At 67.7% G+C, this 24,335-nt stretch carries 23 protein-coding genes; 13 read left to right on the top strand and 10 right to left on the bottom strand.

The annotated features are described in order from the left end of the window. Positions 1 to 44: 44 nt before the first annotated feature. Both MUG96_RS05715 and MUG96_RS05710 read left to right on the top strand, forming a co-directional pair. On the top strand, positions 45 to 557 hold the full coding sequence (locus tag MUG96_RS05715; protein WP_246987322.1) for an OB-like fold-containing membrane protein: 513 nt from the start codon (positions 45 to 47) through the stop codon (positions 555 to 557). Then, the gene (locus tag MUG96_RS05710; RefSeq protein ID WP_246987319.1) at positions 554 to 1,042 is read left to right on the top strand and encodes a metal-dependent hydrolase; all 489 of its coding nucleotides are present in this window, start codon (positions 554 to 556) and stop codon (positions 1,040 to 1,042) included. Before MUG96_RS05715 ends, MUG96_RS05710 begins: the two co-directional genes overlap by 4 nt. Positions 1,043 to 1,295: 253 nt before the next feature. On the opposite strand, the gene MUG96_RS05705 is transcribed toward MUG96_RS05710, so the two are convergent. Together MUG96_RS05705 and MUG96_RS05700 are read right to left on the bottom strand one after the other, a co-directional pair. Next, positions 1,296 to 2,006, bottom strand: a complete 711-nt coding sequence (locus MUG96_RS05705; protein WP_246987317.1) for a DICT sensory domain-containing protein — start codon at positions 2,004 to 2,006, stop codon at positions 1,296 to 1,298. 4 nt (positions 2,007 to 2,010) lie between these two features. Further along, complete coding sequence (locus MUG96_RS05700) at positions 2,011 to 2,403, bottom strand: DUF7344 domain-containing protein (protein ID WP_246987316.1); 393 nt, start codon at positions 2,401 to 2,403, stop codon at positions 2,011 to 2,013. Between the two features lie 160 nt (positions 2,404 to 2,563). Between MUG96_RS05700 and proS the strand changes: the two genes are divergently transcribed. Both proS and gltB read left to right on the top strand, forming a co-directional pair. Next, on the top strand, positions 2,564 to 4,015 hold the full coding sequence (proS, locus tag MUG96_RS05695; RefSeq protein WP_246987314.1) for a proline--tRNA ligase: 1,452 nt from the start codon (positions 2,564 to 2,566) through the stop codon (positions 4,013 to 4,015). Positions 4,016 to 4,247: 232 nt separating this feature from the next. Then, positions 4,248 to 8,924 (top strand): glutamate synthase large subunit, encoded by a 4,677-nt coding sequence (gene gltB, locus MUG96_RS05690; RefSeq protein WP_246987311.1) that lies wholly within the window; start codon positions 4,248 to 4,250, stop codon positions 8,922 to 8,924. A 51-nt stretch (positions 8,925 to 8,975) separates the two neighbouring features. Here gltB and MUG96_RS05685 read toward each other — a convergent pair whose 3' ends face one another. The 3 genes from MUG96_RS05685 to MUG96_RS05675 all read right to left on the bottom strand — a co-directional run bounded on the left by MUG96_RS05685 (position 8,976) and on the right by MUG96_RS05675 (position 10,067). Further along, on the bottom strand, positions 8,976 to 9,488 hold the full coding sequence (locus MUG96_RS05685) for a hypothetical protein (RefSeq protein WP_246987309.1): 513 nt from the start codon (positions 9,486 to 9,488) through the stop codon (positions 8,976 to 8,978). A 150-nt stretch (positions 9,489 to 9,638) separates the two neighbouring features. Beyond that, positions 9,639 to 9,842, bottom strand: a complete 204-nt coding sequence (locus MUG96_RS05680; protein ID WP_246987307.1) for a DUF8143 family protein — start codon at positions 9,840 to 9,842, stop codon at positions 9,639 to 9,641. A 6-nt stretch (positions 9,843 to 9,848) separates the two neighbouring features. After that, positions 9,849 to 10,067: a zinc ribbon domain-containing protein gene (locus MUG96_RS05675; RefSeq protein ID WP_246987305.1), complete on the bottom strand. Its 219-nt coding sequence runs from the start codon at positions 10,065 to 10,067 to the stop codon at positions 9,849 to 9,851. 181 nt (positions 10,068 to 10,248) lie between these two features. On the opposite strand from MUG96_RS05675, the gene MUG96_RS05670 reads away from it, so the two are divergent. After that, on the top strand, positions 10,249 to 11,235 hold the full coding sequence (locus MUG96_RS05670; RefSeq protein ID WP_246987303.1) for an NAD-dependent epimerase/dehydratase family protein: 987 nt from the start codon (positions 10,249 to 10,251) through the stop codon (positions 11,233 to 11,235). 68 nt (positions 11,236 to 11,303) lie between these two features. Continuing rightward, positions 11,304 to 12,362 carry an NAD(P)-dependent glycerol-1-phosphate dehydrogenase gene (locus MUG96_RS05665; RefSeq protein ID WP_246987301.1) on the top strand — a complete coding sequence of 353 codons (1,059 nt, stop codon included), beginning with the start codon at positions 11,304 to 11,306 and terminating at the stop codon, positions 12,360 to 12,362. On the opposite strand, the gene MUG96_RS05660 is transcribed toward MUG96_RS05665, so the two are convergent. After that, positions 12,355 to 12,834 (bottom strand): hypothetical protein, encoded by a 480-nt coding sequence (locus MUG96_RS05660; protein ID WP_246987299.1) that lies wholly within the window; start codon positions 12,832 to 12,834, stop codon positions 12,355 to 12,357. The two genes, MUG96_RS05665 and MUG96_RS05660, sit on opposite strands and share 8 nt — an antisense overlap. A gap of 142 nt (positions 12,835 to 12,976) precedes the next feature. Then, positions 12,977 to 14,773, bottom strand: a complete 1,797-nt coding sequence (locus MUG96_RS05655; RefSeq protein ID WP_246987297.1) for a S9 family peptidase — start codon at positions 14,771 to 14,773, stop codon at positions 12,977 to 12,979. A gap of 116 nt (positions 14,774 to 14,889) precedes the next feature. On the opposite strand from MUG96_RS05655, the gene MUG96_RS05650 reads away from it, so the two are divergent. Together MUG96_RS05650 and MUG96_RS05645 are read left to right on the top strand one after the other, a co-directional pair. Beyond that, positions 14,890 to 15,948, top strand: coding sequence for a glycosyltransferase family 4 protein (locus tag MUG96_RS05650; RefSeq protein ID WP_246987295.1), 1,059 nt, complete (start codon positions 14,890 to 14,892; stop codon positions 15,946 to 15,948). 53 nt (positions 15,949 to 16,001) lie between these two features. After that, complete coding sequence (locus MUG96_RS05645; RefSeq protein ID WP_246987293.1) at positions 16,002 to 16,883, top strand: universal stress protein; 882 nt, start codon at positions 16,002 to 16,004, stop codon at positions 16,881 to 16,883. 15 nt (positions 16,884 to 16,898) lie between these two features. Here MUG96_RS05645 and folP read toward each other — a convergent pair whose 3' ends face one another. From folP to MUG96_RS05630, 3 genes are all read right to left on the bottom strand, one after another. After that, positions 16,899 to 19,346: a dihydropteroate synthase gene (gene folP, locus MUG96_RS05640; RefSeq protein ID WP_246987291.1), complete on the bottom strand. Its 2,448-nt coding sequence runs from the start codon at positions 19,344 to 19,346 to the stop codon at positions 16,899 to 16,901. 49 nt (positions 19,347 to 19,395) lie between these two features. Beyond that, positions 19,396 to 20,052 carry a helix-turn-helix domain-containing protein gene (locus MUG96_RS05635; RefSeq protein ID WP_246987289.1) on the bottom strand — a complete coding sequence of 219 codons (657 nt, stop codon included), beginning with the start codon at positions 20,050 to 20,052 and terminating at the stop codon, positions 19,396 to 19,398. A gap of 145 nt (positions 20,053 to 20,197) precedes the next feature. Next, positions 20,198 to 20,851, bottom strand: a complete 654-nt coding sequence (locus MUG96_RS05630) for a helix-turn-helix domain-containing protein (protein WP_246987287.1) — start codon at positions 20,849 to 20,851, stop codon at positions 20,198 to 20,200. A 151-nt stretch (positions 20,852 to 21,002) separates the two neighbouring features. On the opposite strand from MUG96_RS05630, the gene MUG96_RS05625 reads away from it, so the two are divergent. The 5 genes from MUG96_RS05625 to MUG96_RS05605 all read left to right on the top strand — a co-directional run bounded on the left by MUG96_RS05625 (position 21,003) and on the right by MUG96_RS05605 (position 24,335). After that, positions 21,003 to 22,040, top strand: coding sequence for a ribonucleotide-diphosphate reductase subunit beta (locus tag MUG96_RS05625; RefSeq protein WP_246987285.1), 1,038 nt, complete (start codon positions 21,003 to 21,005; stop codon positions 22,038 to 22,040). Between the two features lie 2 nt (positions 22,041 to 22,042). Then, the gene (locus MUG96_RS05620; RefSeq protein WP_246987283.1) at positions 22,043 to 22,303 is read left to right on the top strand and encodes a hypothetical protein; all 261 of its coding nucleotides are present in this window, start codon (positions 22,043 to 22,045) and stop codon (positions 22,301 to 22,303) included. After that, positions 22,300 to 22,677, top strand: a complete 378-nt coding sequence (locus MUG96_RS05615) for a 2Fe-2S iron-sulfur cluster-binding protein (protein ID WP_308220118.1) — start codon at positions 22,300 to 22,302, stop codon at positions 22,675 to 22,677. Before MUG96_RS05620 ends, MUG96_RS05615 begins: the two co-directional genes overlap by 4 nt. 149 nt (positions 22,678 to 22,826) lie before the next feature. Further along, entirely contained in the window at positions 22,827 to 23,564 is a 738-nt protein-coding gene (locus tag MUG96_RS05610) for an SCP2 sterol-binding domain-containing protein (RefSeq protein ID WP_246987281.1), read from the top strand. A 207-nt stretch (positions 23,565 to 23,771) separates the two neighbouring features. Beyond that, complete coding sequence (locus MUG96_RS05605; protein WP_246987279.1) at positions 23,772 to 24,335, top strand: SCP2 sterol-binding domain-containing protein; 564 nt, start codon at positions 23,772 to 23,774, stop codon at positions 24,333 to 24,335.

The following is a 24,335-nucleotide window of genomic DNA, read 5'->3' as shown; positions in this document are numbered from 1 at the left end:
CGGACTCCGGAAGGGTTTCGGCCCCGCGAGTCGAGCGCCGAGATATGCGTGAGCGGCCGGTCGTCCGCGGCCTCCTGATCGCCTGCCTGCTCGCGTTCGTCGGGTGGGGACTCGTCGACTACGCGGCGGGGATGGACGCGCGCTACGCCTACCCGACGGACCGGGAGCTGTCCGAGAACTTCCCCGCGTACCACGGCGAGGCTGTCGATACGTGGGTCACAGTCGCCGAGCGTCGCGACGGCGCGTTCGTCACCGACGAGGGGTGGGTCGTCACCGCCGACAGCCTCCCGCCGTCGCTCGATGCCGGCGACGGCGTCCAGGTCTACGGCACCGCGCGGCCCGGTCCGCGAATCGCCGCCGAACGGCTCGTCGTCACCGACCGCCGGAACCGCCAGTACATGCTCGCCGTCTCGGCGGTCGGCCTGTGTCTCGCCGTCGGCGCGACGCTCCGACACTGGCGGCCCGCGCTCGGCTCGATGTATCTGGTCCCGCGAGCGCGCGACGATGGAGGGAGCGACGGCGGGCACAGCGACGATACCGGAGGACCGCGACGATGACCGACCTGTTGACACACGTCCTGACGGCCTACGTGCTGGCGACGGTGGTCTCCTGGCGACTCGGCTGGCTCCACCGGCGACACGTCCCGCTGGCGATGCTCGGCGCGGCGATCCCCGACGCTGCGAAAGTCTACCTCCTGCTTGGCGGCGTCCGAACGACGGTCGCTGGCGTCGAGGTGGGCTGGCTCGCCCTGCAGACCATCGGGGCCGGGCTGGCGTTCGCGCTGGTCGGGGGGCTGCTCGTCCCGCCAGGGGAACGCCGGGCGACCCTCGCCGCGCTCGTCGGTGGCCTTTGTACACACGTGGGAATGGATTACTTCGTGATCCGAGCCGGGGGGCTCTCGCCCCCGTATCTCTACCCGGTCACGTGGGCACAACTCCCGGCCGGGAACCTCTATCTCAGTGCCGACGTCTGGCCGTCGGTGGTCGCCGTCGTGGTCGCGGCGAGCGTCGTCCTGGTCGACCGGCGTCGTGTGCGTGGCTGACGGCGTCGAAAAGCGAAAACCATGGCGCGTTTCGACCACCCCAGAGACCCTAGCCGGTCGTGATCCACCCCACCCGAGCGAATCGACGTGCCGGCGGCAACCAAACCACGGGTCCGAGTGTTCCACCCCGATGACCCCCCGTCATCGGGACACGTCCACATCCCACCCGGGCGACCCTCGTTCTACTGCCGGGTATGCCCCGGATTTTATACCGAGTCGTGCGTGACTCGCCGCGGACCCGAGACAGCGTCCGTCACCAGTACGACGCACGGAGGTGGTCGTCGATCTCAGCGACGCGGTCGCGGTCGTACGTCCAGAACCCGTCGTAGCCGTCTTCCCGTTCTTCGGCGACGAGGGCACAGTCCTGGTCGCCGCCGGCGGCGAACGCCACGAACCAGAACTGTCCGAGTTCGTCGCCGGGTTCGGCGTGGGTCGTCACGCCGTCGGCGGGGTCGGCGGTCCACCCGCCATCGACGTAGACGTGGACGTCGAGGTCGCTGTCCGCGAGGGTAGTGTACACGTCCCGCTGTGCGTCGAACGCCGCCGCTCGCTGGAACCCCGCGTGGAGTCGACCGGTGCCGACGCGCCAGGCGCGGTCCTCGATTTCCCGGCTCACCGCGAGCAGTTGTCGGCGGTCGAACGCCCGGAAGGTCGTGTCGTCGAGCAGGCCGAGGACGGAGTCGAGCGAGGATTCGTCGGTCGCACCCATTGCCCGTTGCGATGCGGGCGGTTCGAGGAGCGGGTCGAACACGCGGAGGTCGATGCTTCCGAGGAACTCCGTGCCCTGCCGGACCGTGACGAACCCCTCGGCCGAACCGACCGGGAGCCGGTCGAAGCGTACCTCGACGTTCCACCCCTCGAAGTGGGACGCGATCTCCGGGCGCGGCTCGTCGGCGTAGACCGTGAGCGTGCGCCGCCGCGCGGCCACGTCGTCGAACTGGTCGCGGAGGGATGTGGCCGACATGGACTCAGTTTCGCTCCCCCGAGGAGCGGCCGGCCTGCCGGTCGGCCTCGGCGTCGGTCGTCGTCTCCACCGCGAACGCCAGGTCGAGACAGCGGTCGACCCACGGCGGCCAGTCCGTCGTCTCGACGATGTCGCTGTCGAGCGACGCCGAGACCAGTCCCCCGTCCTGGAGTGCAGGAAGGTGCCGGTGGTGGAGTTCGCACTCGAGCTGGTGGCGGTCCTCGTCGGACGCGGTCCCGTCCGGCCGGTCCGTCGCGCGCCAGCCGGTCAGCACGTCCGCCAGTTCCGTCCGCGTCGCCGTTCCGTGTTCCCGCAGGTAGTAGAGGAGCCGACGGCGGTCGGCGTCCGAGAGGAGCGCAAAGACTGTATCGAGTCTCGTGCTGCTGTCGTCGTGCATGAGTAGGCTCCGGACTTGTCGGTCCCGTACCAGGGCCATTCACACCCAGATACATTAGCGTAGTGGACGGTCGGTCGGCCCTCGCGTCGCAACGGGACGGGCACACCGTGACCGTCGCCACACGAGCCTTTTATTACGGCGCTCGGATACGCTTCCGGTAATGAGTGGCGAGCAGGAACTCGGCATCACCGAGTCGAAGGAACACAGTCCCGGCGAGTGGTACGCGGAAGTCGTCCAGAAGGCGAAACTGGCCGACTACGCGCCGATGGGCGGGTTCATCGTCACCCGACCGCGGGGCTACGCGATCTGGGAGCGACTGCAGAACCACCTCGACGCGTGGTTCAAAGACACCGGCGTCACCAACGCCTACTTCCCGATGTTCATCCCCGAATCCTATCTGGAGAAGGAGAAAGACATCGTCGAGGGGTTCGACCCCGAGGTGGCGTGGGTGACCCACGGCGGGTACGACGAGCTGGAGGAGCGACTGGCGGTCCGGCCGACGAGCGAGTCGATCATCACGCCCTTCCTCGCGCAGTGGACCCGGAGCCACCGCGACCTTCCCCACCGCGTGAACCAGTGGTGCTCGGTCGTCCGGTGGGAGGCCACCGAGACCAAGCCGTTCTTCCGCACCAAGGAGTTCCTCTGGCAGGAGGGCCACACCGCCCACGCGACCGAGGACGAGGCCTTCGAGGAGACGATGACCCGGCTGGACCAGTACGAGCGTCTCTACGAGGACGTGCTGGGGATTCCGGTCCTGCGCGGGCGGAAGCCGCCCCACGACAAGTTCCCCGGGGCACACACGACGACGACGGTCGAGGCGCTCATGCCCGACGGCAAGTCCGTCCAGGGCGCGACCTCTCACTACCTCGGGCAGTCCTTCGCCGAGGCCTACGACGTGACCTACATCGACGAGGACGAGGAAGAACGGACCGCTCACACGACCTCGTGGGGGCTGTCCTGGCGCGCGCTCGGCGCGCTCATCATGACCCACTCGGACGACCAGGGACTCGTCCTGCCGCCCGCGCTCGCGCCCGATCAGGTCGTCATCGTCCCCATCTGGCAGGAGGACACCAAGGAGGAAGTGCTGGGCTACGCGGAGGAGTTGCGGACGGAACTCGACGACGAGGTGCGCGTGAAACTCGACGACCGCGAGGAGCGCAACCCCGGCTTCAAGTTCAACGAGTGGGAGCTGAAAGGCGTCCCGCTCCGCATCGAGATCGGCCCCCACGAGGTCGAGGACGGCGAAGTCACCATCGTCCATCGCCCCGACGGTGAAGAGGAGACGGTCGGCCGCGAGAACCTGGCCGCGACGGTCGACGACCACCTCGACACCGTCTTCGCGAAGCTCAAGGCGTCGGCCGAGGAGACCCTGGAGGAGAACGTCCGCGAGGCCGACAGCCGCGAGGAGATCCTGGGTACCATCGGTCAGCACGGCGGGTACGTCAAAGCGCCGTGGTGTGGCGACGAGGACTGTGAGGACCCGATCAAGGAGGCCATCGCCGCCGAGATCGTGATGGTTCCGATGGACCGCGACGCCGAACCCAGCGGCGAGGAGTGTGCGATTTGTGGGGACGCCGCCGAAGAAACCGCCTACTTCGCGAAGTCGTACTGACGACCGCGTCACGCGCCGGCCGACGACGAGGTGGCACACACCCCCACGATACCTGAATTATCCGTGACGTTTTTCGAAGGTCGCCGAACCGTCCCACAGCCCCGGATGTTCCCTGAGAGGTCGTAAAATATATCAGTACTATAGGGTGTGCGATTAAACACCCTTATTTGCGTATAGAGAACCCTTAACCCTTGATGGTCAACCTCTTAATGATCGAGTCAAACATCCACGTATGGTTGGGCAACGGACTACTCCCGAGTCTGCGAGCGAGGTCGGGCTCGCAGATCCGACTGACGTACGATCTAACTGTGGGGTCGGCGTGGTACTCGACCTGGAGCGCGGTCAGAGCCACGACGTCGTCGCAGACGGTCTCGAACTGCTCGCGAACCTCGAACACCGCGGCACGACTGGGGCCGAGAAAAACACCGGTGACGGCGCCGGTATCCTGTTGCAGATGCCCCACGAGTTCTTCGCGGACGAACTCGACGTGGACCTCCCGCCGCAGGGGGAGTACGCGGTCGGCTCGGTCTTCCTCCCGCGTGACGACGACGAGGCAACCGCCGGCCTGAAAGACCTCATCGAATCCAAACTCGCCGGCGAGGGGCTGGAGGTCTTCCACTGGCGGACCGTCGAGACGGACAACTCCGACCTCGGCGAGACAGCCGTCGAATCCGAACCCCGCGTCGAACAGGCGTTCGTTCGACCGACGGACGACGTGAGCAACGAGGGACAAGGTCCCTCTGGCAAACGGACGCAGTCCGTTGACGACGACGAGTTCTCGAAGCGGCTCTACGTCGGCCGCCAGGTCATCGAGGACGCCGTCGAGGAAACAGAGCCGCCGGGCCACGAACGCTTCTACATCGTCTCCCTCGACCAGGACACCGTCGTCTACAAGGGTCTGCTCCTGGCCGAGCAACTGCCGAACTACTATCCCGAGTTGACCGACGAGCGGATGGAATCGACGTTCGCGATGGTGCACGCGCGGTTCTCGACGAACACGCTCGGCGCGTGGCACCTCGCCCATCCGTACCGCAACATCATCCACAACGGCGAGTTCAACACGATTCAGGGCAACATCAACTGGATGCGGGCCCGGGAGACGGACCTCGACGCCTCCGCCGAGACCGCACTCGACGGCGCCGACTACACGCCCGAGGAGATCGACAAGATCACGCCGATCATCGACGACCCCGAGCAGTCCGACACCGCGAGCGTGGACAACGCCCTCGAACTCCTGATGGAGACGGGTCGGGACCTCCCGCACGCGCTCCGGATGCTCATCCCCGAGGCCTGGCGCGGCGAGGCCAACAGGGTCTCCGAGAAGCGCCGCGAGTGGTACGACTACCACGCCTCCCTCGTCGAGCCGTGGGACGGCCCCGCGCTGGTCTGTGCCACCGACGGCGAGCGCGTCGGCGCCGTCCTCGACCGCAACGGCCTGCGACCCTGTCGCTACGACATCCTGGAGAACGGCCGCGTCGTGATGTCGAGCGAGGTCGGTGCGCTCGACCACGACCCGAGCGAGATCGAGGAGCGCGGGCGCCTCCAGCCCGGCCAACTGTTCCTCGCCGACCCCGAGGAGGGACGGGTCGTCCCCGACGACGAGGTCTTCGACCGCCTGACAGACGACAAGTACGCCGAGTGGGTCGAAGACGAACAGGTCGACCTCGACGACATCGCGGACCACGAGGCAGAGATCAGAAACCCCGTCGACGGCCTGCGCTCCCACCAGGCCCTCTACGGCTACACCATCGACGAGGTCGACCACCTGCTCCAGCCGATGGCCGAGAAGGGGAAAGACCCCGTCGGCTCGATGGGTGACGACACGCCCCTCTCCGTGCTCTCGGATTTCAACCGACCCCTGTTCACCTACTTCAAACAGCTGTTCGCGCAGGTCACGAACCCGCCGCTCGACTACATCCGCGAGGAACTCGTGACGAGCCTCGAGTCGCGCCTGGGCTACCAGCAAAACCTCCTCGACGAGAGCAAGGCCCACGCCCGTCAGCTCGTCGTCGACTCGCCGGTGCTGACCGACGAGGAGACGACGGCCATCAAGGAGCTGGGGTCATCTGACGATGCCCCCGCAAACCAGAACTCTGCGAGTTCTGGTGACCTGGACGAGAACGGGATGTCCTCGACGGTCATCGACATCACCTACGACCCCGAGACGGACCTCCGCGAGGCCGTCGAGCGGGTCCGTTCGGAGGCCGACGCGGCCGCCGGGGAGTCCGATATCCTCGTGCTCTCGGATCGCGGCGCTGGCGAGGACGCCATCCCCATCCCGAGCCTGCTGGCCGTGGGTGGCGTCCACCACCACCTCGTCCGCAACGGTCTGCGCAACCACGTCGGGCTCGTCCTCGAATCGGGCGACCCCCGTGCAGTCCACCACTTCGCGACGCTCATCGGCTACGGCGCGGGCGCGGTCAACCCCTACCTCGCCTACCAGACCATCGAGGACCTCGTGGCCGGCCCGGACGGCGCGAACCTCGAAACGGCCATCGAGGCCTACATCGGTGCCGTCGAGGACGGCCTCCTCAAGACGATGGCGAAGATGGGCATCTCCACCGTGGAGAGCTACCAGGGCGCCCAGATTTTCGAGGCGGTCGGCCTCTCCTCCGACTTCATCGCCGAGTACTTCGAGGGGACGACCTGCCGGACGGAGGGGATCGGCATCGAGGAGATCGAGTCGGACCTCCGAAAGCGGTACACCGTCGCCTTCGGCGAGGACGACCCCCAGATGGAGCGCCAAGGCGAGTACGAGCACCGGTCGGACGGCATCCACCACCAGTGGAACCCCGAGACGGTCGGGACGCTCCAGCAGGCGGTCCGTGCCGGCGACTACGAGACCTACAAGGAGTTCGCCGAGCTCATCAACGACCAGCAGGAGCAGCTCCAGACGCTCCGTGGCCTGCTGGAGTTCGACACCGAGGCCCGGGAGTCGGTCCCGGTCGAGGAGGTCGAACCCATCTCGGAGATCGTCGAGCGCTTCTCGACGGCCGCGATGAGTCTCGGGTCCATCTCCCCGGAGGCCCACGAGACCAACGCCATCGCGATGAACCGCCTCGGCGCGAAGGCCAACACCGGCGAGGGCGGTGAACCGCCAGAGCGGTTCGATACCGAGAAGGAGTGCAAAGTGAAACAGTGTGCCTCCGGGCGCTTCGGTGTCACCTCGGGCTATCTCACCGCCGCCGACGAGATCCAGATCAAGATGGCGCAGGGGTCAAAGCCCGGCGAGGGCGGCCACCTGCCCGGCAAGAAGGTCAACGAGATGATCGCCCACGTCCGGTACTCGACGCCGGGGGTCGGCCTCATCTCGCCGCCGCCGCTGCACGACATCTACTCCATCGAGGACCTCAAGCAGTTGATCCACGACCTCAAAGCGGCGAACCCCGATGCGGACATCAACGTCAAGCTCGTGGCCGAGGACGGCATCGGGACCATCGCGGCAGGTGTCTCGAAGGCCAACGCCGACGTGGTCCACATCTCGGGCCACTCCGGCGGGACCGGCGCCTCGCCGAAGACGTCGATCAAGAACGCGGGCCTGCCCTGGGAACTCGGCCTCGCCGAGGCCAACCAGATGCTCCGCGCGACGGGCCTGCGCTCGCGAATCGAAGTGACCGCCGACGGCGGGTTCAAGACCGGGCGTGACGCCGCCGTCGCAGCCTTGCTCGGTGCCGAGGGCTACATCTACGGCACTGCGTCGCTCGTCACGGGCGGCTGCGTCATGGCCCGGCAGTGTCACGAGAACACCTGTCCGGTCGGCGTCGCCACGCAGAACGAGAAACTCCGCGAACGCTACCCCGGCAAGCCCCAGCACGTCATCAACTACTTCACGTTCATCGCCCAGGAACTGCGGGAAATCATGGCCGAACTGGGCTTCCGGACGGTCGACGAGATGGTCGGCCGCGCCGACCTGCTCGAACAGCGGACCGACGTGGAACAGGAGAAAGCAAAGAAGTTGGACCTCTCCTCGATCGTCGCGGAGCCCGTCGACAACGACGGCCGCTACAAGACCCGCGAGCAGGACCACGAGGTCGACGAACAGCTCGACTGGGAAATCATGGACGAGATCGGCGACACCATCGAGTCGGGCGAGCCGGTCTCGCTCGACATGGACATCTCGAACGTCGACCGCGCGGTCGGCGCGACGCTCTCGAACGAGATCTCGAAGCAACACGGCACCGACGGCCTGCCCAGCGACACGATTCAGGTCGACTTCGACGGCACCGCCGGACAGAGCTTCGGTGCCTTCGTCCAGGACGGCGTCACCTTCGAGCTGACCGGCACCGCCAACGACTACGTCGGCAAGGGCCTCTCGGGCGGGAAACTCATCGTCAACACACCGGCGACGGCCAACTACGAGCCCGAGGACAACACCCTGATCGGCAACGTCGCGCTCTACGGCGCGACCCAGGGCGAGGCCTACGTCAACGGGCAGGCCGGCGAGCGCTTCGCCGTCCGCAACTCCGGCGTGAAGGCGGTCGTCGAATCGGTCGGCGACCACGGCTGTGAGTACATGACCGGCGGCGCCGTCGCCGTCCTCGGGGACACCGGGAAGAACTTCGCGGCCGGGATGTCCGGCGGCGTCGCCTACGTCCTCGACCGCGAGGGCGACTTCGAGGAGAAAGTCAACCGCGGGATGGTCTCGACGTTCCGGACGCTCGACGAGCGCGACCGCCGGATGCTCAAGCGGCTGCTCGTCAACCACGTCGCCTACACCGACTCCGACCGCGCCGAGTACGTCCTCGAGAACTGGGAGGACGAACTCGACAACTTCGTGAAGGTCATGCCCGACGCCTACACGGAGATCATCGAGGACCGCGACGACGCCGACGTGCGGAAGCGACCGCCCGAGCGCGCCCGTCCGACCGCGGACGCGGGCGAGTCGGTGCCCGAAACCGCCGACGACTGAGCGGCGTCCCGTTCTCCCCGACGTCTCCGTTCGCAGGTATCCGGCGGACGGTCACGAGACCGGGTCTCGATTGTCCACCCGGAGACGGTGCGTCGCGTTCTCGCTCACGCGATAACGAAACGACTGCGTGAACCAGTCGGCGTGGGGTCCGGGCGTCGCTGTCGAGTCCTCCGGCGGGTCCGTGTTCGAGTACCCCGTACACGTGACGACGGCCTCGTACCCCCACTGCCGGTCGGCCACGCTGTCGACGCGGCAGTCGAGTTCCACGTCGCTGTGTTCGTTCACCCAAAGCGAGTTGTACGCGTAGCGGTACTCGTGGGCCCGGACGTAGTTTCGGACCGTCGATTCGGTGAGTGACGACGGACGCTCGGGCGGCGCTTTCGGGCCGTCCGGGAAGTCGACGCTGCCCGGTGGAAGCGGTGTCGCGGTCCCCGATGGGGACCCATCGGCGTCGGTCTGCGGGCTGTCGGTGGTGTCGGAGCCGGACTCCGGGGTCCCCGAGAGACAGCCGGTTGCCGGGACCATCCCCGCGCCGAGGATGGCGAGCATCGTTCGCCGTTTCATACTGTCATCATGACGACGACAGCCGAAGTGCTTTCTCGAAGGACAAAGAACCGTTTCACCGAATCGGTAGAGGTGGCCCTGCTGCCGCCCCGGGCCACCGACACGTGGCCGACGGACCCGTGGGGCGGCGACGGCCAGCGTTCGACGGGCTCACGTCCGCCGGTCGCTCCCCCACTCGTCGGTGTCCCGCCGCGCGCTGCGCTCGGCGCTCTCGCGGGTGTCGGCGCGGGCAGCCTGCTCGGCGCTGTCCCGGTCCAGAACGGGGTTGTCAGTCGTCTCGGACCTGATCACCAGCCAGAGGCCGACGGTGAACAGGAGGCCAACGACGAGGAAGGCGATCGCGACGGTCGCCACCGGCGATCACCCGAAGAAGATATCGACGAGGTCACTCGTCCCCGCGTCGGACTTGTACAGTTCCGTGTACCCGCAGTTCGTACAGGAGACGGTCTCGAACCCGCGGTTCTGAATGTCGAACAGTTTGCTGAGGCCACCGCCGGTGGTGGTGATCTTGTCGACTTCGGCGTCGGTGTGACCACACTTCGGGCAGCCGCGGTCGTCGGCGAGCGTATCGGAGGGCATCACTCGCCCTCTTCATCCGAGAGGGGTTTGAAACTTGGTGTCCGCCGGCCCCGCCGGCGTGTCCCCCCGTCGGGACGCCCGACGTGCCGGACGGTCACGGCGGAATCGACGAGTGCCGGACGGCGACAGCACACGGGCGGTCGGACGGACCTTTTTGCATCGTGGCGCCGTGGGTCGTGACATGACACAGGCGCTGGTCGTCGGCGGGACGGGGTTCCTCGGCCGCCACACGGTCCGGGAGTTGCGCGATCACGGCTACGAGGTGGCGGTCTGCTCGCGGGGCGAGCGGGAGAACCCCTTCGCGGACGACGACGTGACCCACGTCCGCGGCGACCGGACCGACGACGCCGATCTCGCGAACGTCGCCCGGGCGGTCGACCCGGAGGTCGTCGTGGACTGTGCGGCCTACTTCCCCCGGGACGTGCGGACGGCGACCCGCGTGTTCGACGACTGCGAGGCCTACGTCTACGTCTCCAGCGGCGCGGCCTACGGCACCGAGGCGATCCCGAAACGCGAGGGCGAGACCGCGCTGCACGACTGCACCGACGAGCAGGCGACCGAGGACGCGGCCGAGACGTACGGCCCGCGGAAAGCCGAAGGCGACCGGGCGGTCTTCGCGGCGGCCGAGGAGGGCGTCCCCGCCCGGAGCGTCCGGCCGTGTAACGTCTACGGTCCCGAGGACCACACCGGCCGCGTCGACTACTGGATCGACCGCATCCAGCGGTTCGACCGCGTGCTCGTCCCCGGCGACGGCACGAACGTCTGGCACCGCGTCTACGTCACGGACGTGGCCCGCGCAATCAGGCTCGTGCTCGAAGACGGAGCGGACGGCCGTGCGTACAACGTCGGCGACCGCCGCGCGGCGACGCTGGAGGAGACCGTCGACCTGATCGCCGACGCCCTCGACGAGTCCGTCGAAGTCGTCCACGCCGGCGCGCGGGAACTGGCCGCCGGCGACATCGACCCCGGCGAGTTCCCGCTCTACCGGGACTACCCGCACCTGCTCGATACCGGCCGACTCGCGGGGCTTGGCTGGGAGTCGACGCCGCGCGAGGCGGCGATGGACGCGACGGTCGCGGAGTACGTCGAGAGCGACCGCGACGGGAGCGACTACGGCCCGGACCGGGCACGCGCCGAGCGCGTGCTGGGCGTGCTGGACACGCTGTGAGCGCGGTCGCGTGACCGCGACCCGGCCCGAGGGACAAATCCTTACGTCGTCGGGCGAGATGCGAGGGTATGTTCGAGAAGTCGACGTGGATCCGCCTCCCGCGGAACGTGGTGGTGGGCCACGACGTCCTCGACCGGACGGCCGAGGCCGTGGCGGAACTCCACCTCACGGGCCGGCCGCTGGTCGTCACCAGCCCGACGCCGCGGGAGGTCGCGGGCGAGCGGGTCGTCGCGGGGTTCGCGGACGAGGGACCGGCGCCGGCGACGGCCGTCGTCGAGGAGGCGAGTTTCGGCGCGGTCGAGGAGGTTATCGCGACCGCACAGGAGGCCGACGCGGGCTTTCTCGTCGGCGTCGGCGGCGGGAAGGCCATCGACATCACGAAGATGGCCGCCGACGAACTCGGCCTCGGGTTCGTCTCGGTCCCGACCGCCGCGAGCCACGACGGCATCGTCAGCGGCCGCGGCTCCGTTCCAGAAGGGGACACGCGCCACTCCGTCGCCGCCGAGCCACCGCTCGCGGTCGTCGCCGACACCGAAATCCTGGCCGACGCGCCCTGGCGGCTGACGACGGCGGGCTGTGCCGACATCATCAGCAACTACACCGCGGTCAAGGACTGGCAGCTCGCCAATCGCCTGAAAAACGTCGAGTACTCCGAGTACGCGGGCGCCCTGAGTCAGATGACCGCGGAGATGCTCGTCGAGAACGCCGACTCCATCAAGCAGGGACTGGAGGAGTCGGCCTGGATCGTCGTCAAGGCGCTGGTCTCCTCGGGCGTGGCGATGTCAATCGCCGGCTCCTCGCGGCCGGCCAGTGGCGCGGAACACCTCATCTCCCACCAGCTCGACCGGCTGGCCGACGACCCTGGCCTCCACGGCCACCAGGTCGGCGTCGCCTCCATCCTGACGGAGTACCTCCACAGCGGCGCGAAAGGCGAGTGGCGGTCGGTCCGCGACGCGCTGGCGAACATCGGCGCGCCGACGACTGCCGCCGACCTCGGGATCGCCGACGAGACGATGCTCGAGGCGCTCACGACCGCCCACGAGATTCGCGACCGCTACACCATCCTCGGGGACGGGATGAGCGAGGAGGCGGCCCGCGAGGTCGTCCGAGCGACCGGCGTCATCTGAGCAGCGGCGGCACCGGCGGCTCGGCCGTCCAGCAGGTCCGCGGCCCGGGGTCGCCCGCGACGTGCTCGCCGTCGAGCAGCGCGATCAGGCGATAGATCGGGTCCGCATCCGGGTCACGCTCGTCGCGCACGCCCGCGATGGTCGCCTCGCGGACGGCTCCGTCGGCGAACTCCACACCCGTCCGCGACCGCACGGCATCGCGCGCGCGGTCCGGCACCGACGCCGCCCGGTCGACGACGACCGAGGGCGCGACCGGATCGTCGTCGCGCTCGACGACCAGCACGCGTCCGCGGTCGTCGCGGACGTACACGTCGATCCGTGCCGTGCCCGCGCGGCACCGCTCGCTCACCGCCTCGAACAGCGCCGGCGGGACCGTCACGGAGGTCTGATTCACCGGAAACGCGTCGTAAGACGCTTCGAGCGTCGCGAGGACGGCTTCGACCTGGTCGCGCGACCGAGCGACGGTATCCATGGACCGTCCCATGGACGTCGCCGACATAAACCCGGCAGACAGTTCGCGCCCGGTGGCGGGTGCAAGCCCCGATTGAAGCCGGAGGGCGTCGGGGTCCTATCGAGATTCGATACGAGCGAAAGACCCGGGTCGCGCGGGCCGCTCAGACGTGTTCGTCGAGGAAGTCGACGACCGCGGTGTAAGCCTCGATCCTGTTTTCCAGCTTGGAGATGCCGTGGCCCTCGTCCTCGAAGATCAGTTTCTCGACGGGGACGCCGTGGTCGGCCACCTCCTCGGCGATCTGTTCGGCTTCACCGACCGGGACGCGCGGGTCGTTGGCGCCGTGGAGAACGAACAGCGGGGCCTCGATGCGGTCGGCGCGGTTGAGCGGGCTGATGGACTCGAGGAACTCCCGGTCCTCCTCCAGCGAACCGTACTCGGCCTCGCGGTGCTCGCGCCGCCAGGCCCCGGTGTTCTCGAGAAAGGTGACGAAACTGGCGATGCCGACCGAATCGACGCCCGCGGCCCACAGGTCGGGGTATTCCGTCAGCGCCGCCAGGACCATGAACCCGCCGTAACTGCCGCCGTAGGCCACCAGCCGGTCCGCGTCGGCGTCGTCGTGGGCTGCCAGCCAGTCGACCGCCGCGCGGATATCTTTCACCGAGTCCATCCGCTTTCGAACATCGTCGAGGTGCGTGTAAGCCTTCCCGTAGCCCGTCGAGCCGCGGACGTTCGGCTCGAAGAGGGCGTAGCCCCGGGAGAGGAAGTACTGTCTGAGTCCCGAGAAGGAGGGGCGGCGCTGGCTCTCGGGCCCACCGTGGATGTCGACGATGACCGGCGCGCCGCCCTCGGGCACCTCGGCGGGGAATGTGACGTAGGCGGGAATCTCACGGTCGTCGAAGGTCTCGTAGTGGACCAGTTCGGGCGCGCGAAAGGACTCTCTCGGGACGCCGGCCGTCGATGCGTGCGTCCAGCGCTCGGCTTCGCCAGTCTCGAAGTCGACGACGTGGACGTTCGTGTTCTCCGTCCGACTGGCGGCCGAGAGCGCGAACCGCTCGGCGTCGGGGTCGAAGCTCACGCCGCCGGCGACGCCCTCGGGCAGGGCCGGCGCGGGCCGCTCCTCGTAGCTGGTCGGCCCCGTGAGTTCACCGACCGTGAGGTCCGTGTAGCCGTCCACGTTCCGCGAGAAGGCGAAGCGGCCGGTCTCGTCGTCCAGCGCGATCCCGTCGACGTTCCACTCGCCCCCTGATTCGACCGTCTCGGTGGCGAGCTCGTCGAGGTCCAGCCGCACGAGTTCCATCGTGTCGGTGTCCCGGTCGGTACAGCAGTAGAGTGCGTCGCCGTCGGGCGCCCAGGAGGGACTCTCGAAGCGCGCCGCCCCCTCGTGTGGCGTGACGTGGTCGAGGTCGCCGCTCTCGATATCGAGGACGTAGAGGTCCTGGTCGAAACTGGAGCGGTGTTCGGAGACGACGAGGCGGTCGTCGCTCGGCGACCAGCCGCTCACCGAGAGCCAGCTATCCCCCTCGTGGACCAGGGTCGCATCTTCGCCGCGGTCGTCGCGACCCTGGACGTACACGTCGAAGACGGACTCGTCGCGGCGGTTGGCGGCGAAGGCGATGCGGTCGCCGTCGTGGGACCAGCCGCCCCAGTAGTGGATGGCGTCGGGGGTGTCCGTCAGCGGCTGGACGAGGCCGTCCGCGAGGTCGAACCGGAACAGCTGGGTGAACTCGTCGCCGCCCTCGTCCATGCCGAAGGCGAGTTCGCGCCGTTCGGGCGAGAACGAGCAGAAGCTGACGCGCTCGTCGTAGAAGGTCCGCTGTTCCGGCCAGGCGCCAGGCTCGTCGAGCGTCCAGACCTGCGGCGTCCCGGTCGCGTCGAGGAGGAAGGCAACGGTGCCCTCGGGACCGACGGACGCGCCGTAGGCACTACGGATGTTGAGGTACCGCTCCAGGTGGTGCATGGCGGTCGGTAGGCCGGGACGGACAAAAGCGCCGCGGCGTGCCACGGTGCCGGGCGAACGACGGGCAGAGCCACGAAGGGCAGGGATTTTTGAGAAGGGGACGCCTCCCCTGGCGTATGCGGGTCGCCTTCGTGTCGGAAACGACGGTCTTTCAGGGCGCAACGGGACCGCGTACACGCCTCCATCGGGTCGCTCGCGGCCTCGCCGCCCGCGGACACGAAGTCACCGTCTTCTGCACGCAGTGGTGGTCGGGCTACGAGGCGTCCACGACACAGGACGGCGTCGTCTACCGCGCGGTCACGACCGAACCGGCGACCACCTCGTTTCTCTTTCGCCTCCCGGCGTTTCTGCTCCGGTACCGGCCGGACGTGATTCACGCGAGCCCGGAACCGCCTGGGACGGTCGTCGCTGCCAGCGTCGGCGGGACGCTCGCCCGCGCCCCGCTCGTCGTCGAGTGGACCGGCGAGGAATCGGTTCCGGAGTCCCGCGTGGCCCGGTACGCGACGCGGACGCCGGCGACCATCGTCACGCCCTCCGAACTCGTCCGGACGACCGTCCGCGAGCGCGGCGCGACGGCGGAGAACACGCGCGTCATCCCGGAGGGAATCGACATGGACCGCGTCAGGGAGATCGACCCGAACGAGGACGCCGACGTGGTCTTCGCCCGCCGGCTCGACGGGAGCGCCAACGTCCAGAGCCTCCTGCTCGGACTCGCGGAACTGCGCGACCGCGACTGGTCGGCGACGATCATCGGCGACGGGCCGAAACGCGACGAGTTCGAGTCACAGGCCGCCGACCTGCGGATCGACGGCCGCGTCACGTTCACGGGTGACGTCCCGCGCAGCGAGCGGATCGCCACCTACCGCGGCGCCCACACGTTCGTCCAGACCGCCTACCGCGAGACCTTCGCGACGGAGCTTTTGTGGGCGCTGGCCTGTGGCTGTGTCGGCATCGTCGAGTACCAGGCCGAGTCCAGCGCCCACGAACTCATCGAGACCTACGAGCGGAGCTTCCGGGTCACCGACGACCAGGAACTCGCCGCCGCAATCGTCGAGGCCGGCGGTTACGACCGCCGGAGTGTCGACGAGTCGTTCGACCGCTACGACCACGACGCCGTCCTCCAGCAGTACGTGGACTGTTACGAGGAGTGCCGGGCCGAGAGCGGCCTGTTCTGAAGCGGCAGGAACCGCCGTCCCGTTTTTTGTGTTGGCCCGTCGAAGGGTCACGTATGTACGACAGGCTGCTCTTTCCGACCGACGGGAGCGACGGAGCGACCGCGGCTCTCGACCACGTCCTCGACATCGCGGCGGCCCACGGCGCGACGGTTCATCTCCTCACCGTCGCCGACACGGGACACGACAGCGTCACCCGAATCGGCGACGAGGTCATCGACGCACTCGAAATCGAGGGGCAGAATATCGTCGACGACGCGGCCGAGCGCGCACAGGAGCGAGGGGTCGTGACCGAGACGGCCGTCCTGCAGGGCACCCCGTCCGCGACGATCGTCGACTACGCCGACGAGCGCGGGATCGACCTCGTCGCCATGCCGACGCACGGTCGGCAGGGTATCGAGCGGCTCCTCGTCGGGAGCGTCACGGAGCGTGTCGTCCGGCGGGCGACCGTCCCGGTACTCACGATCCGCCCGGACGAGGAGCGGCTCCGCTATCCCTACCGGAACGTCCTCGCCCCGACGGACGGGAGCGAGTGTGCAGACGCTGCACTCGACGAGGCCATCGAGGTGGCGACCGGGGCGGACGCGGCCCTCCACGTCCTGTCGGTCGTCGACGTGACCAGCCTCGGTGTCGACGTCCGGGCGGAGTTCCAGGTCGACATACTGGAGGAGAGCGCGAACGAGATCGTCGAGACGGCCACGGAGGCGGCGTCGGCCAGCGGCGTCGAGACGGTCTCCGAGACCGTCGAGTTCGGCTCGTCCGTCGGGCGCGCCATCGTGGAGTACGCCGAGGACCACGACGTGGACCTCATCGTCGTGGGTACCCACGGCCGAACCGGGCTGAACCGCTACCTCCTGGGTAGCGTCGCGGAGAAACTGATCCGGACGGCACCGGTGCCGGTGCTGACGGTCAGGGAACCGGGAATCGAGGCGGAGTGAGAGGTCGGGAACGGACTACTCCTCGAAGCGCTCGGGGTCGTCCGCGGCGGCGACGGTCCGGACGGCGGCGACGTTCTCTCTCACGTCGTGGACGCGGACGATGTCGGCGCCGCGTTCGGCCGCGAGCGCGGTCGCCGCGACGGTCGACTGGAGTCGGTCGCCGGCCTCACGGCCCACGAGCTCGAACAGCGACTTGTGGGAGTGGCCCACGAGCACCGGACAGCCGAGGGCAGCGAACTCGTCGATGCGCCCGAGCAGCTCGAAGCTCTCGGCGCTCGATTTCCCGAAGCCGAGGCCGGGGTCGACGATGATCTGCTCGCGGTCGAGTCCGGCCTTCTCCGCAAGCAGGATGCGCTCGGTGAGGTCGTCGATGACGTCCCCGACCACGTCGTCGTACTCGATATCCGTGTCGGGATCGACCGGCGTCTCGATGCTGTGCATGACGACCACGGGCACGTCGCGCTCGGCGGCGAGCAGTCGCATCTCCGGGTCCTCCAGTCCCGAAACGTCGTTGAGGATGTCCGCGCCGGCATCGAGTGCCGCCCGTCCGACCGCGGCCTTGCGCGTGTCGATGGAGATCCAGGCGTCGAGATCGCTGACGGCCTCGATCACGGGGACCACGCGGTCGATCTCCTCCTCGACCGGGACCGGGTCAGCGCCGGGTCGCGTCGATTCGCCACCGATGTCGACGATATCGACGCCGTTCGCGACCATCTCCTCGGCGCGGTCGATGGCGTCCGCGACGGCGTCGAACTCCCCGCCGTCGTGGAAACTGTCCGGCGTGACGTTCAGAATGCCCATGACGGCCGTCCCGTCGGCCCAGGGGTAGCCGTCGTCGTCGCGGCCGTGACCCTCGATGCCGAGGGCGGCCCGGAGGTCGTCGGCCAGCGGCGCGAGGCCGTAGGGCTGGCCGTCGAGTTTGCCCGCCAGCCGCTTGAACTGCGCGAGCGTCCCCATCAGCACCGCGTCGAGGTTCTCACGGTCCTGGTCGTTCAGCCCCGAAACGGCACACTCCCCGCCCAGCGAGAGCATCTCCTCTTTGAGGTACTGGGCCTGCCGGGGCTGGACCCGCGTCTGCAGAACGCGGTGGACGGCTTTGCCGCGCATCCGCCAGGCGCCAGCCTCGGTGACGTGTGCTCGTTCGAGAGTCTCGCGGGCCTCCGGGATCGCGTCGACCTGCTTGGGGACGTATGGTCGGGTCCAGTCCGCGCGGGCCTCCGCGACGCAGTAGAGCGACCCCGTGACGACCACGCAGTCGTCCTCGCCAGCGGCCTCGCGGACCCGCTCGAAGGCGCCGGCCACGTCGCTCCGGGTCGACACCCCGGCGTCGGGCATCGCCGCCTCGACGGCCGCCGCGAGCACGTCGTCCGCCTCGGCCCGGTCGAGGTCCGGCTCGCAGGCGACGACCGTCGCCGCGTCTGGCAGGGCCTCGGCCATCCCGCGGTGGTCCTTGTCACTCATCGCGCCGACGACGACGTGGAGGTCGTCGTAGTCGAACGAGTCGAGAGTCTCGGCCAGCGCCGCACAGCCGCCGGGGTTGTGCGCCCCGTCGAGGACGACCAGCGGTTCTCGACTCATCACCTCGAACCGACCCGGCCAGTGGGCGTTGCGCAACCCCCGTGCCAGGTCGTCGTCGGCCACGTCCGCCACCTGCCTGCACAGCGCCGCCGCAACGCCCGCGTTCCGTGCCTGATGGGCGCCCAGCAGTGGGATTTTCGTCTCCACACCCCAGTTAGTTCCTTCGAGGGATATGGTACCCTCGAGGGAATCCCGTCCGTGGTAGTCGACGGTGAGATCCGAATCAGCCGAGTCGGTCCCAACCGTGAACACGTCGTCGGTGGCCGACCGGATGGCGTCGAGTGCGTCCCCGGTCGCGCCGGTAACGAGCGGCGCGTCGTCCGGAGCGACGTGGGCTTTGTCGCGAGCGATCTCCTCGACGGTGTCGCCCAGCAGGTCGGTGTGTTCGAGCGCGACGGTCGTGACCGCGCCGGCGACGGGGTCGACGACGCTGGTGGCGTCGTATCGCCCGCCGATCCCGACTTCGAGGATTGCCACGTCCACGTCGGCGCGCTCGAAGGCCCAGCAGGCCAACGCGGTGAGCGTCTCGAAGAACGTGGGGGGGTCGCCGGCGGCCGCCTGCTCGGTGACGTAGGGGCGGACCGCCTCGACGAACTCGACGAGCGCGGCGTCGGTGAGTTTCCGGCCGTTGATACGGACGCGCTCGCGCACGTCGTCGAGGTGTGGCGAGGTGTACAGTCCCACGTCCAACCCGGCCTCGCGAAGGACGCGCTCGACCATCCGCGCCGTGCTGCCCTTGCCGTTCGAGCCGGCGACCTGGACCGCCCGGTACGACTCGTGAGGGTCGTCGAGGTGCGAGAGCAGGGCCGCCGTCGCGTCGGTCCCAGCGCGCGGCGGATAGCGCCGGAGATCGAACAGGAAGTTCGCCGCGTCGTGGAACTCCATACCCGTGTCGAGCGGAGCGGCGCGCTTTAGCGTGTCGGACTGGAAAGGGTCAGGTTGGGCCGACTTCCGAGATGATTCGGGATTCGATCTTCCGGAGGTGTTCGCCGACGGTGCTGGTCGAACAGTCCATCTCGGCGGCGATGTCCTCGTTGGTCGCCCGCCGCGGAATCTCGTAGTACCCCTTCTCCAGGGCGACCTCCAGTACCTCCTGCTGGCGGTCGGTCAGCAGCGTCGTCACGTCGACCATGTCGACGTCGCCCTCCTCGGCCTCCTCGAGCATGATGTCGACGTTGTCGGGGCGCATCATCGCCGCCTCGCGGATCTTCTCGGGATCGCCCGCGACGCTCATGTGGAGCCCCCCGTCTTCGTCGATCTCCAGGGGCGGGTTGATGATGAGGTCGTACTCGTTTTTCAGGTGGATGAGTGCCGTGACGAGCGTGTCCTCCTCGAAGTGGACGTGGGCGCGGACGGTCCCTTCCTCGACCGGGAACACGTCGTAGGAGAGGGCGCTCGGCTCCTCGTCCAGCAGCGTCCGGACGGTGTCGGCGTCGCCGACGATGTCGTAGAGCAGCACCGTCGTGCCGTCGGGCATCAGGTCGAAGTGTGTCACGCCGTCCCGGGACAGTTCGGGATGGTCGATGATGGCCTCGTCGAAGGGGTTGTAGGCACCGTCCTCCGACCGGAGGACGATATTGAACTCCCGCATACCTCCGTGTTCCCAACGGGAGGACAAAAACCGTTCGCCCCTCTTGTGAGGGGAAACGGCGCCGTACGGCGGTGTGAGGGAGTATCACACCACTCGACTCCCCGGCGGTTCACGACGTCGATCACACCACTCGCCGTCGGCGCGTTTACGCCATCAGTTCCGAGAGCACCCGCGCCTCGATCTTCCGGAGGTGCTCGCCGACGGTGCCGGCCGAACAGTCCAGTTGCGCGGCCAGGTCCTCGTGGGTCGCCTCCCGCGGGATGGTGTAGTAGCCCATCTCGATGGCGGTCCGGAGCACGTCCCGCTGGCGGTCGGTCAGCATCGTCGCCAGCCCCTCGCGCTGTGGCTCGTACTCCCCGATGAGTTCGAGGTGGAAGTCGACGCCGTCCGGGATGTCGACGGCCGCCTGCCGGACGAGTTCCTGCGGGCCGGCGGCCGTGACCCGGAGGCTCCCGTCGCCGCCGAACTCCAGGGGCGTATCGAGCATCAGTTTGTACCGGTCGATGATACGGAGGAGTTCGTCGGCCGGGCTGTCCGGCTCGAAGTGGACGTGTGCGAAAAACCCCTCCTCCTCGCTGTCGAACACGTCGTAGGAGCGGACCAGTTCCTCGGACTCGTACATCTCGACCAGCGACTCGGGCCGTCCCTCCATCGAAAAGAGGGCAACCCCGGTCCCGTCGTTGAGCAAATCGAGGTGCAGGATGGCCTGTCGCTGTACGTCCGGCATCGCCGCCGTCAGCGAATCCAGACGGTGAAACCCCCCGTCTTCGGGCGCCAGCCGAACCTGGAAGTAGCGCATATCAACGGCTCACCGTCGGTCACCGTAAATTTTTATCGTCGGTTGGCTTCGTCGCTCGCACTGGTTTCCGCTCGGAGCGGCGTTGAAAAAGGTCCTCACATCCGGGGAACTATTTGTATTGGGAATCCGTACCTTGGGTCGGGTGGATAGTATGGATGCCAGTGCCAGCGAACCGGCGACGGGGCGCATCGACAGGGACAGTACCTACTACGAATTGTACCAGAAGTCCGTCGAGTTGGGGACGTGGGACGCCGAGAAGCTCGTCGAGAAGGTCGGTTTCGAGGAGGACCGCGAGGTCTGGGAGGGCCTCGACGACGACGAGAAAGAGCAGTGGGCGCGGCTGATCGCGTACTTCATCGACGGCGAACACGCGGTCGCACAGGACGCCCGTCGCATCATGAAGACGGTGTCCTCCCCCTACTTCGACCGCTCCATCGAGAAGGAGATGTTCGCCTCCGCGCTCGCCCTGGAGGAGGCAAAGCACACGCAGTTTTTCGACCTGTACATCTCGAACGTGATGACCGACAAGTTCCCGCAGTACGAACTCGACACGCGTCGCGGGGGCATCCAGATTCCCCGCACCGAGGCCTGCGGGGCCGGCGAGATGTTCGAGCGCCAGGGCACGCTCCAGGCACAGGCCGCCGACGGCGGTGACCCCGTCGACATCGCCCGTGCGGCGACGAACTACCACATCGGCGTCGAGGGCGTCCTCGCCCGCGGTGGCTACTTCGCAAAGAATCGGATGATGCAGGAGGCCCCGCTGACGCTCCTCAACAAGGGTTTCCAGTTCATCAGCACCGACGAGGGTCGACACATCACGTTCGGCCTCGAAGTCCTAGAGGAGCTCATCGAGAAAGAAAAGGAAGGGCTGCCGGCGTACCAGGGCGTCCAGAACGCCATCTGGGAGCAGGCCGTCGAGGACGTGGGATACATCACCGACACCGGCTACTTCATCACCGCCGACCTCGGCGACCCGCTGGACGTGGACTTCGACGACCTCGTCAACCGCGGGGCGCGACTGGCCGGCGATATGCTGTTCGACACGCTCGAACTCGACAACGCCACGGCCCGCGACTACATGCAGGCCGCCGCCGACGCCATGGAGGAGGCCCAGGGCAACGACTACGGCGGCGTCATCGAGCAGTACGAGCACATTTACGACGCCAAGCGCCAGGCGGCGGGTGATTGACCATGACGAAACTCACCGACATCGAGGGCGCCGACTTCACCGCTGACGACGCGGAAGTGGAAGCCGCCGTCGAGGACGCCGCCGCCGAACTCGGGATGGACCCCGAGACGGTGTCCGAGGAAGTCGCCTACATCCTCGACTCGGGGTCGGGCCGTGTCAACAACGAGGGCGTGGCCGGCGCGGCGGCGGCGGTCAACGAGGACACCGCCGACGATCCCCGGCTGGAGGCCCTCGAAGTGTTCAAACTCCGCCAGGAGCTATGACGGAGTCCGCCGAGGTCGATGCCGACGAATCGGTTGGTTCCCTCGAAGGAACCGGCGGAGGCGTCGACGGTGACTACGCCGTCGAACTGGAGCACGACGGGGAGACGGTGACGGTCGGTGTCGACGAGGACGAGTACATCCTCGACGCCGCGGAGGACGCGGGGTTGGACCTGCCCTACTCCTGTCGGCAGGGGCAGTGTACCTCCTGTGTCGGGACGCTGCTCGACGGCGATATCGACCAGAGCGAGGGGACGGCACTGGACCCGATGCAAGAAGAGGACGGATTCGCCCTGCTCTGTATCGCCTCCCCTCGCTCGGACTGCCGGATCGAGACCGAGACGCAGGACGACATGTTCGGCGGCGACATCCTCTGAGCCGCGGTCCGTGCCCGTCGGCCCGATGGCTGGCATATAAACCACCTCAGATCACCGGGAGAACGGATACTTTCATACCGAGAGAGGGTGTATATGAACCCGTTGGACGCCCCCTGGGGGGGTGCCGACACGACAACGGGGTGATCACAATGAGTGCGTACGAAGAAATCGAAGAATACGATTACGACGAGTACTGGCCGACGACGACCTGGCTCGAGAAGTACGAGGACGACCTCACCGAGAGCGAGGAACTGTCCCGTGTGATGGGCGGCTGGGGACAGGGGTTCAACGGCGATTTCGTCTTCGAGATCAACAACCTGCCCATCGAGGAAAACGAAGTCCAGGACCTCCCCGAGGAGGTCTGGAAAGCCCTCGACAAGGGTATTCGACAGCTCCCTGAGGGCGTGCTGGAGACGGTCCTCGAGGACGCACCGCAGGCGGTACAGGACGGCATCGAGGAACGGGAGGGACCCCTCTCGGACCGTGCGGCGAACGAACTCCTCGAGACGAAGATCATCAACGCGCCGGACAAGACCTGGGACGGCCTCCGTCGGGTCATGCCCGACGTCCTGGAGTTCCTGCTCGACCAACTCGAAGAGAACGTCACCGACGACGGGCACGTCTACGCCTGGATCGGACTCGAAGACGGCGACTGCACCGGCGTCGACACGCTGATGGAGCTAGACGAGCGCGACAAGGGATTCGTTCTCACCGGCGAGTACGAGCAGTGGGTCCGGCTGGTCACCAGCGACCTCGACGTCGTCGAGGGAATCATGTCCGGCGAACTCGAACTCGACGGCGATATGCAGAAAATCCTCCAGTACTCCGACGCCGCGTTGATGATGACCGACATCGCCTCCGAGACGGACAAGCGGTTCCTCTTCTGAGGATCGTTCACGAGCAATCCTCGCCGTTTTTTCCCCTCAGTTGCCCGGTCGTGATGTCCTCGAACGACCAGTACCTACGTATGAAATAAAAAGGGAGCGACGGGACGAATATAAAATCACCTCACATCCGACGGAACAGGCTCAGGGAGGTACCCGAACAACATCGGGGTAGCCATCGGCCACGAGGTGGGCCGGTGGGGTGAAACGATGACCGAGGAACTCATCGACCGAGTCGAGGCATCGCTCGAGAAGGACGAAGACCAGCTCAAGGAGGACCTGCCGGCCCTGCTCGCGGAGATCGAGGGGCAAGAGCGGGAAATCATCGCGGAGAACCCCGAGGTGTTCGCCGGGGTCGTCTCGCGGATGGACGACATCGACATCGAGAGCTTCTACGCGGACGCGCCCGAAGCCGCCGACCAGTTCCAGGAACTGCTCTGGACGGGCGTGAACCTCCTCGTCGAGAACAACGAGGAGATTCGCGAGCAGATCGCCACCGATATCACGGCCAACTTCGAGGCCGACGACTGCCCGATGGAAGGTCATCTCGACGTCGACGCCGACGAGGAGACGATCACGGGCGGCGCGAGTCTGGTCGACGATCCGGACCTGACGCTGACGGGGCCGGGCGACACGCTGACTGGCCTCATCACCGGGACCATCGACCCGATTCAGGGCTTCATGACCCAGGAGTACGAACTCGACGGCTCCGTCCAGAAAGGCACACAGCTCGCCTCCGTAATGGGCGAGATCACCGAGTCGGTGCCCAACTGA

The sequence above is a fragment of the Halorientalis marina genome (assembly GCF_023028345.1).
Classification (GTDB): domain Archaea; phylum Halobacteriota; class Halobacteria; order Halobacteriales; family Haloarculaceae; genus Halorientalis; species Halorientalis marina.
Note: the sequence above shows the minus strand (reverse complement) of the source record. Positions and strands in the feature narration are given on the sequence as shown.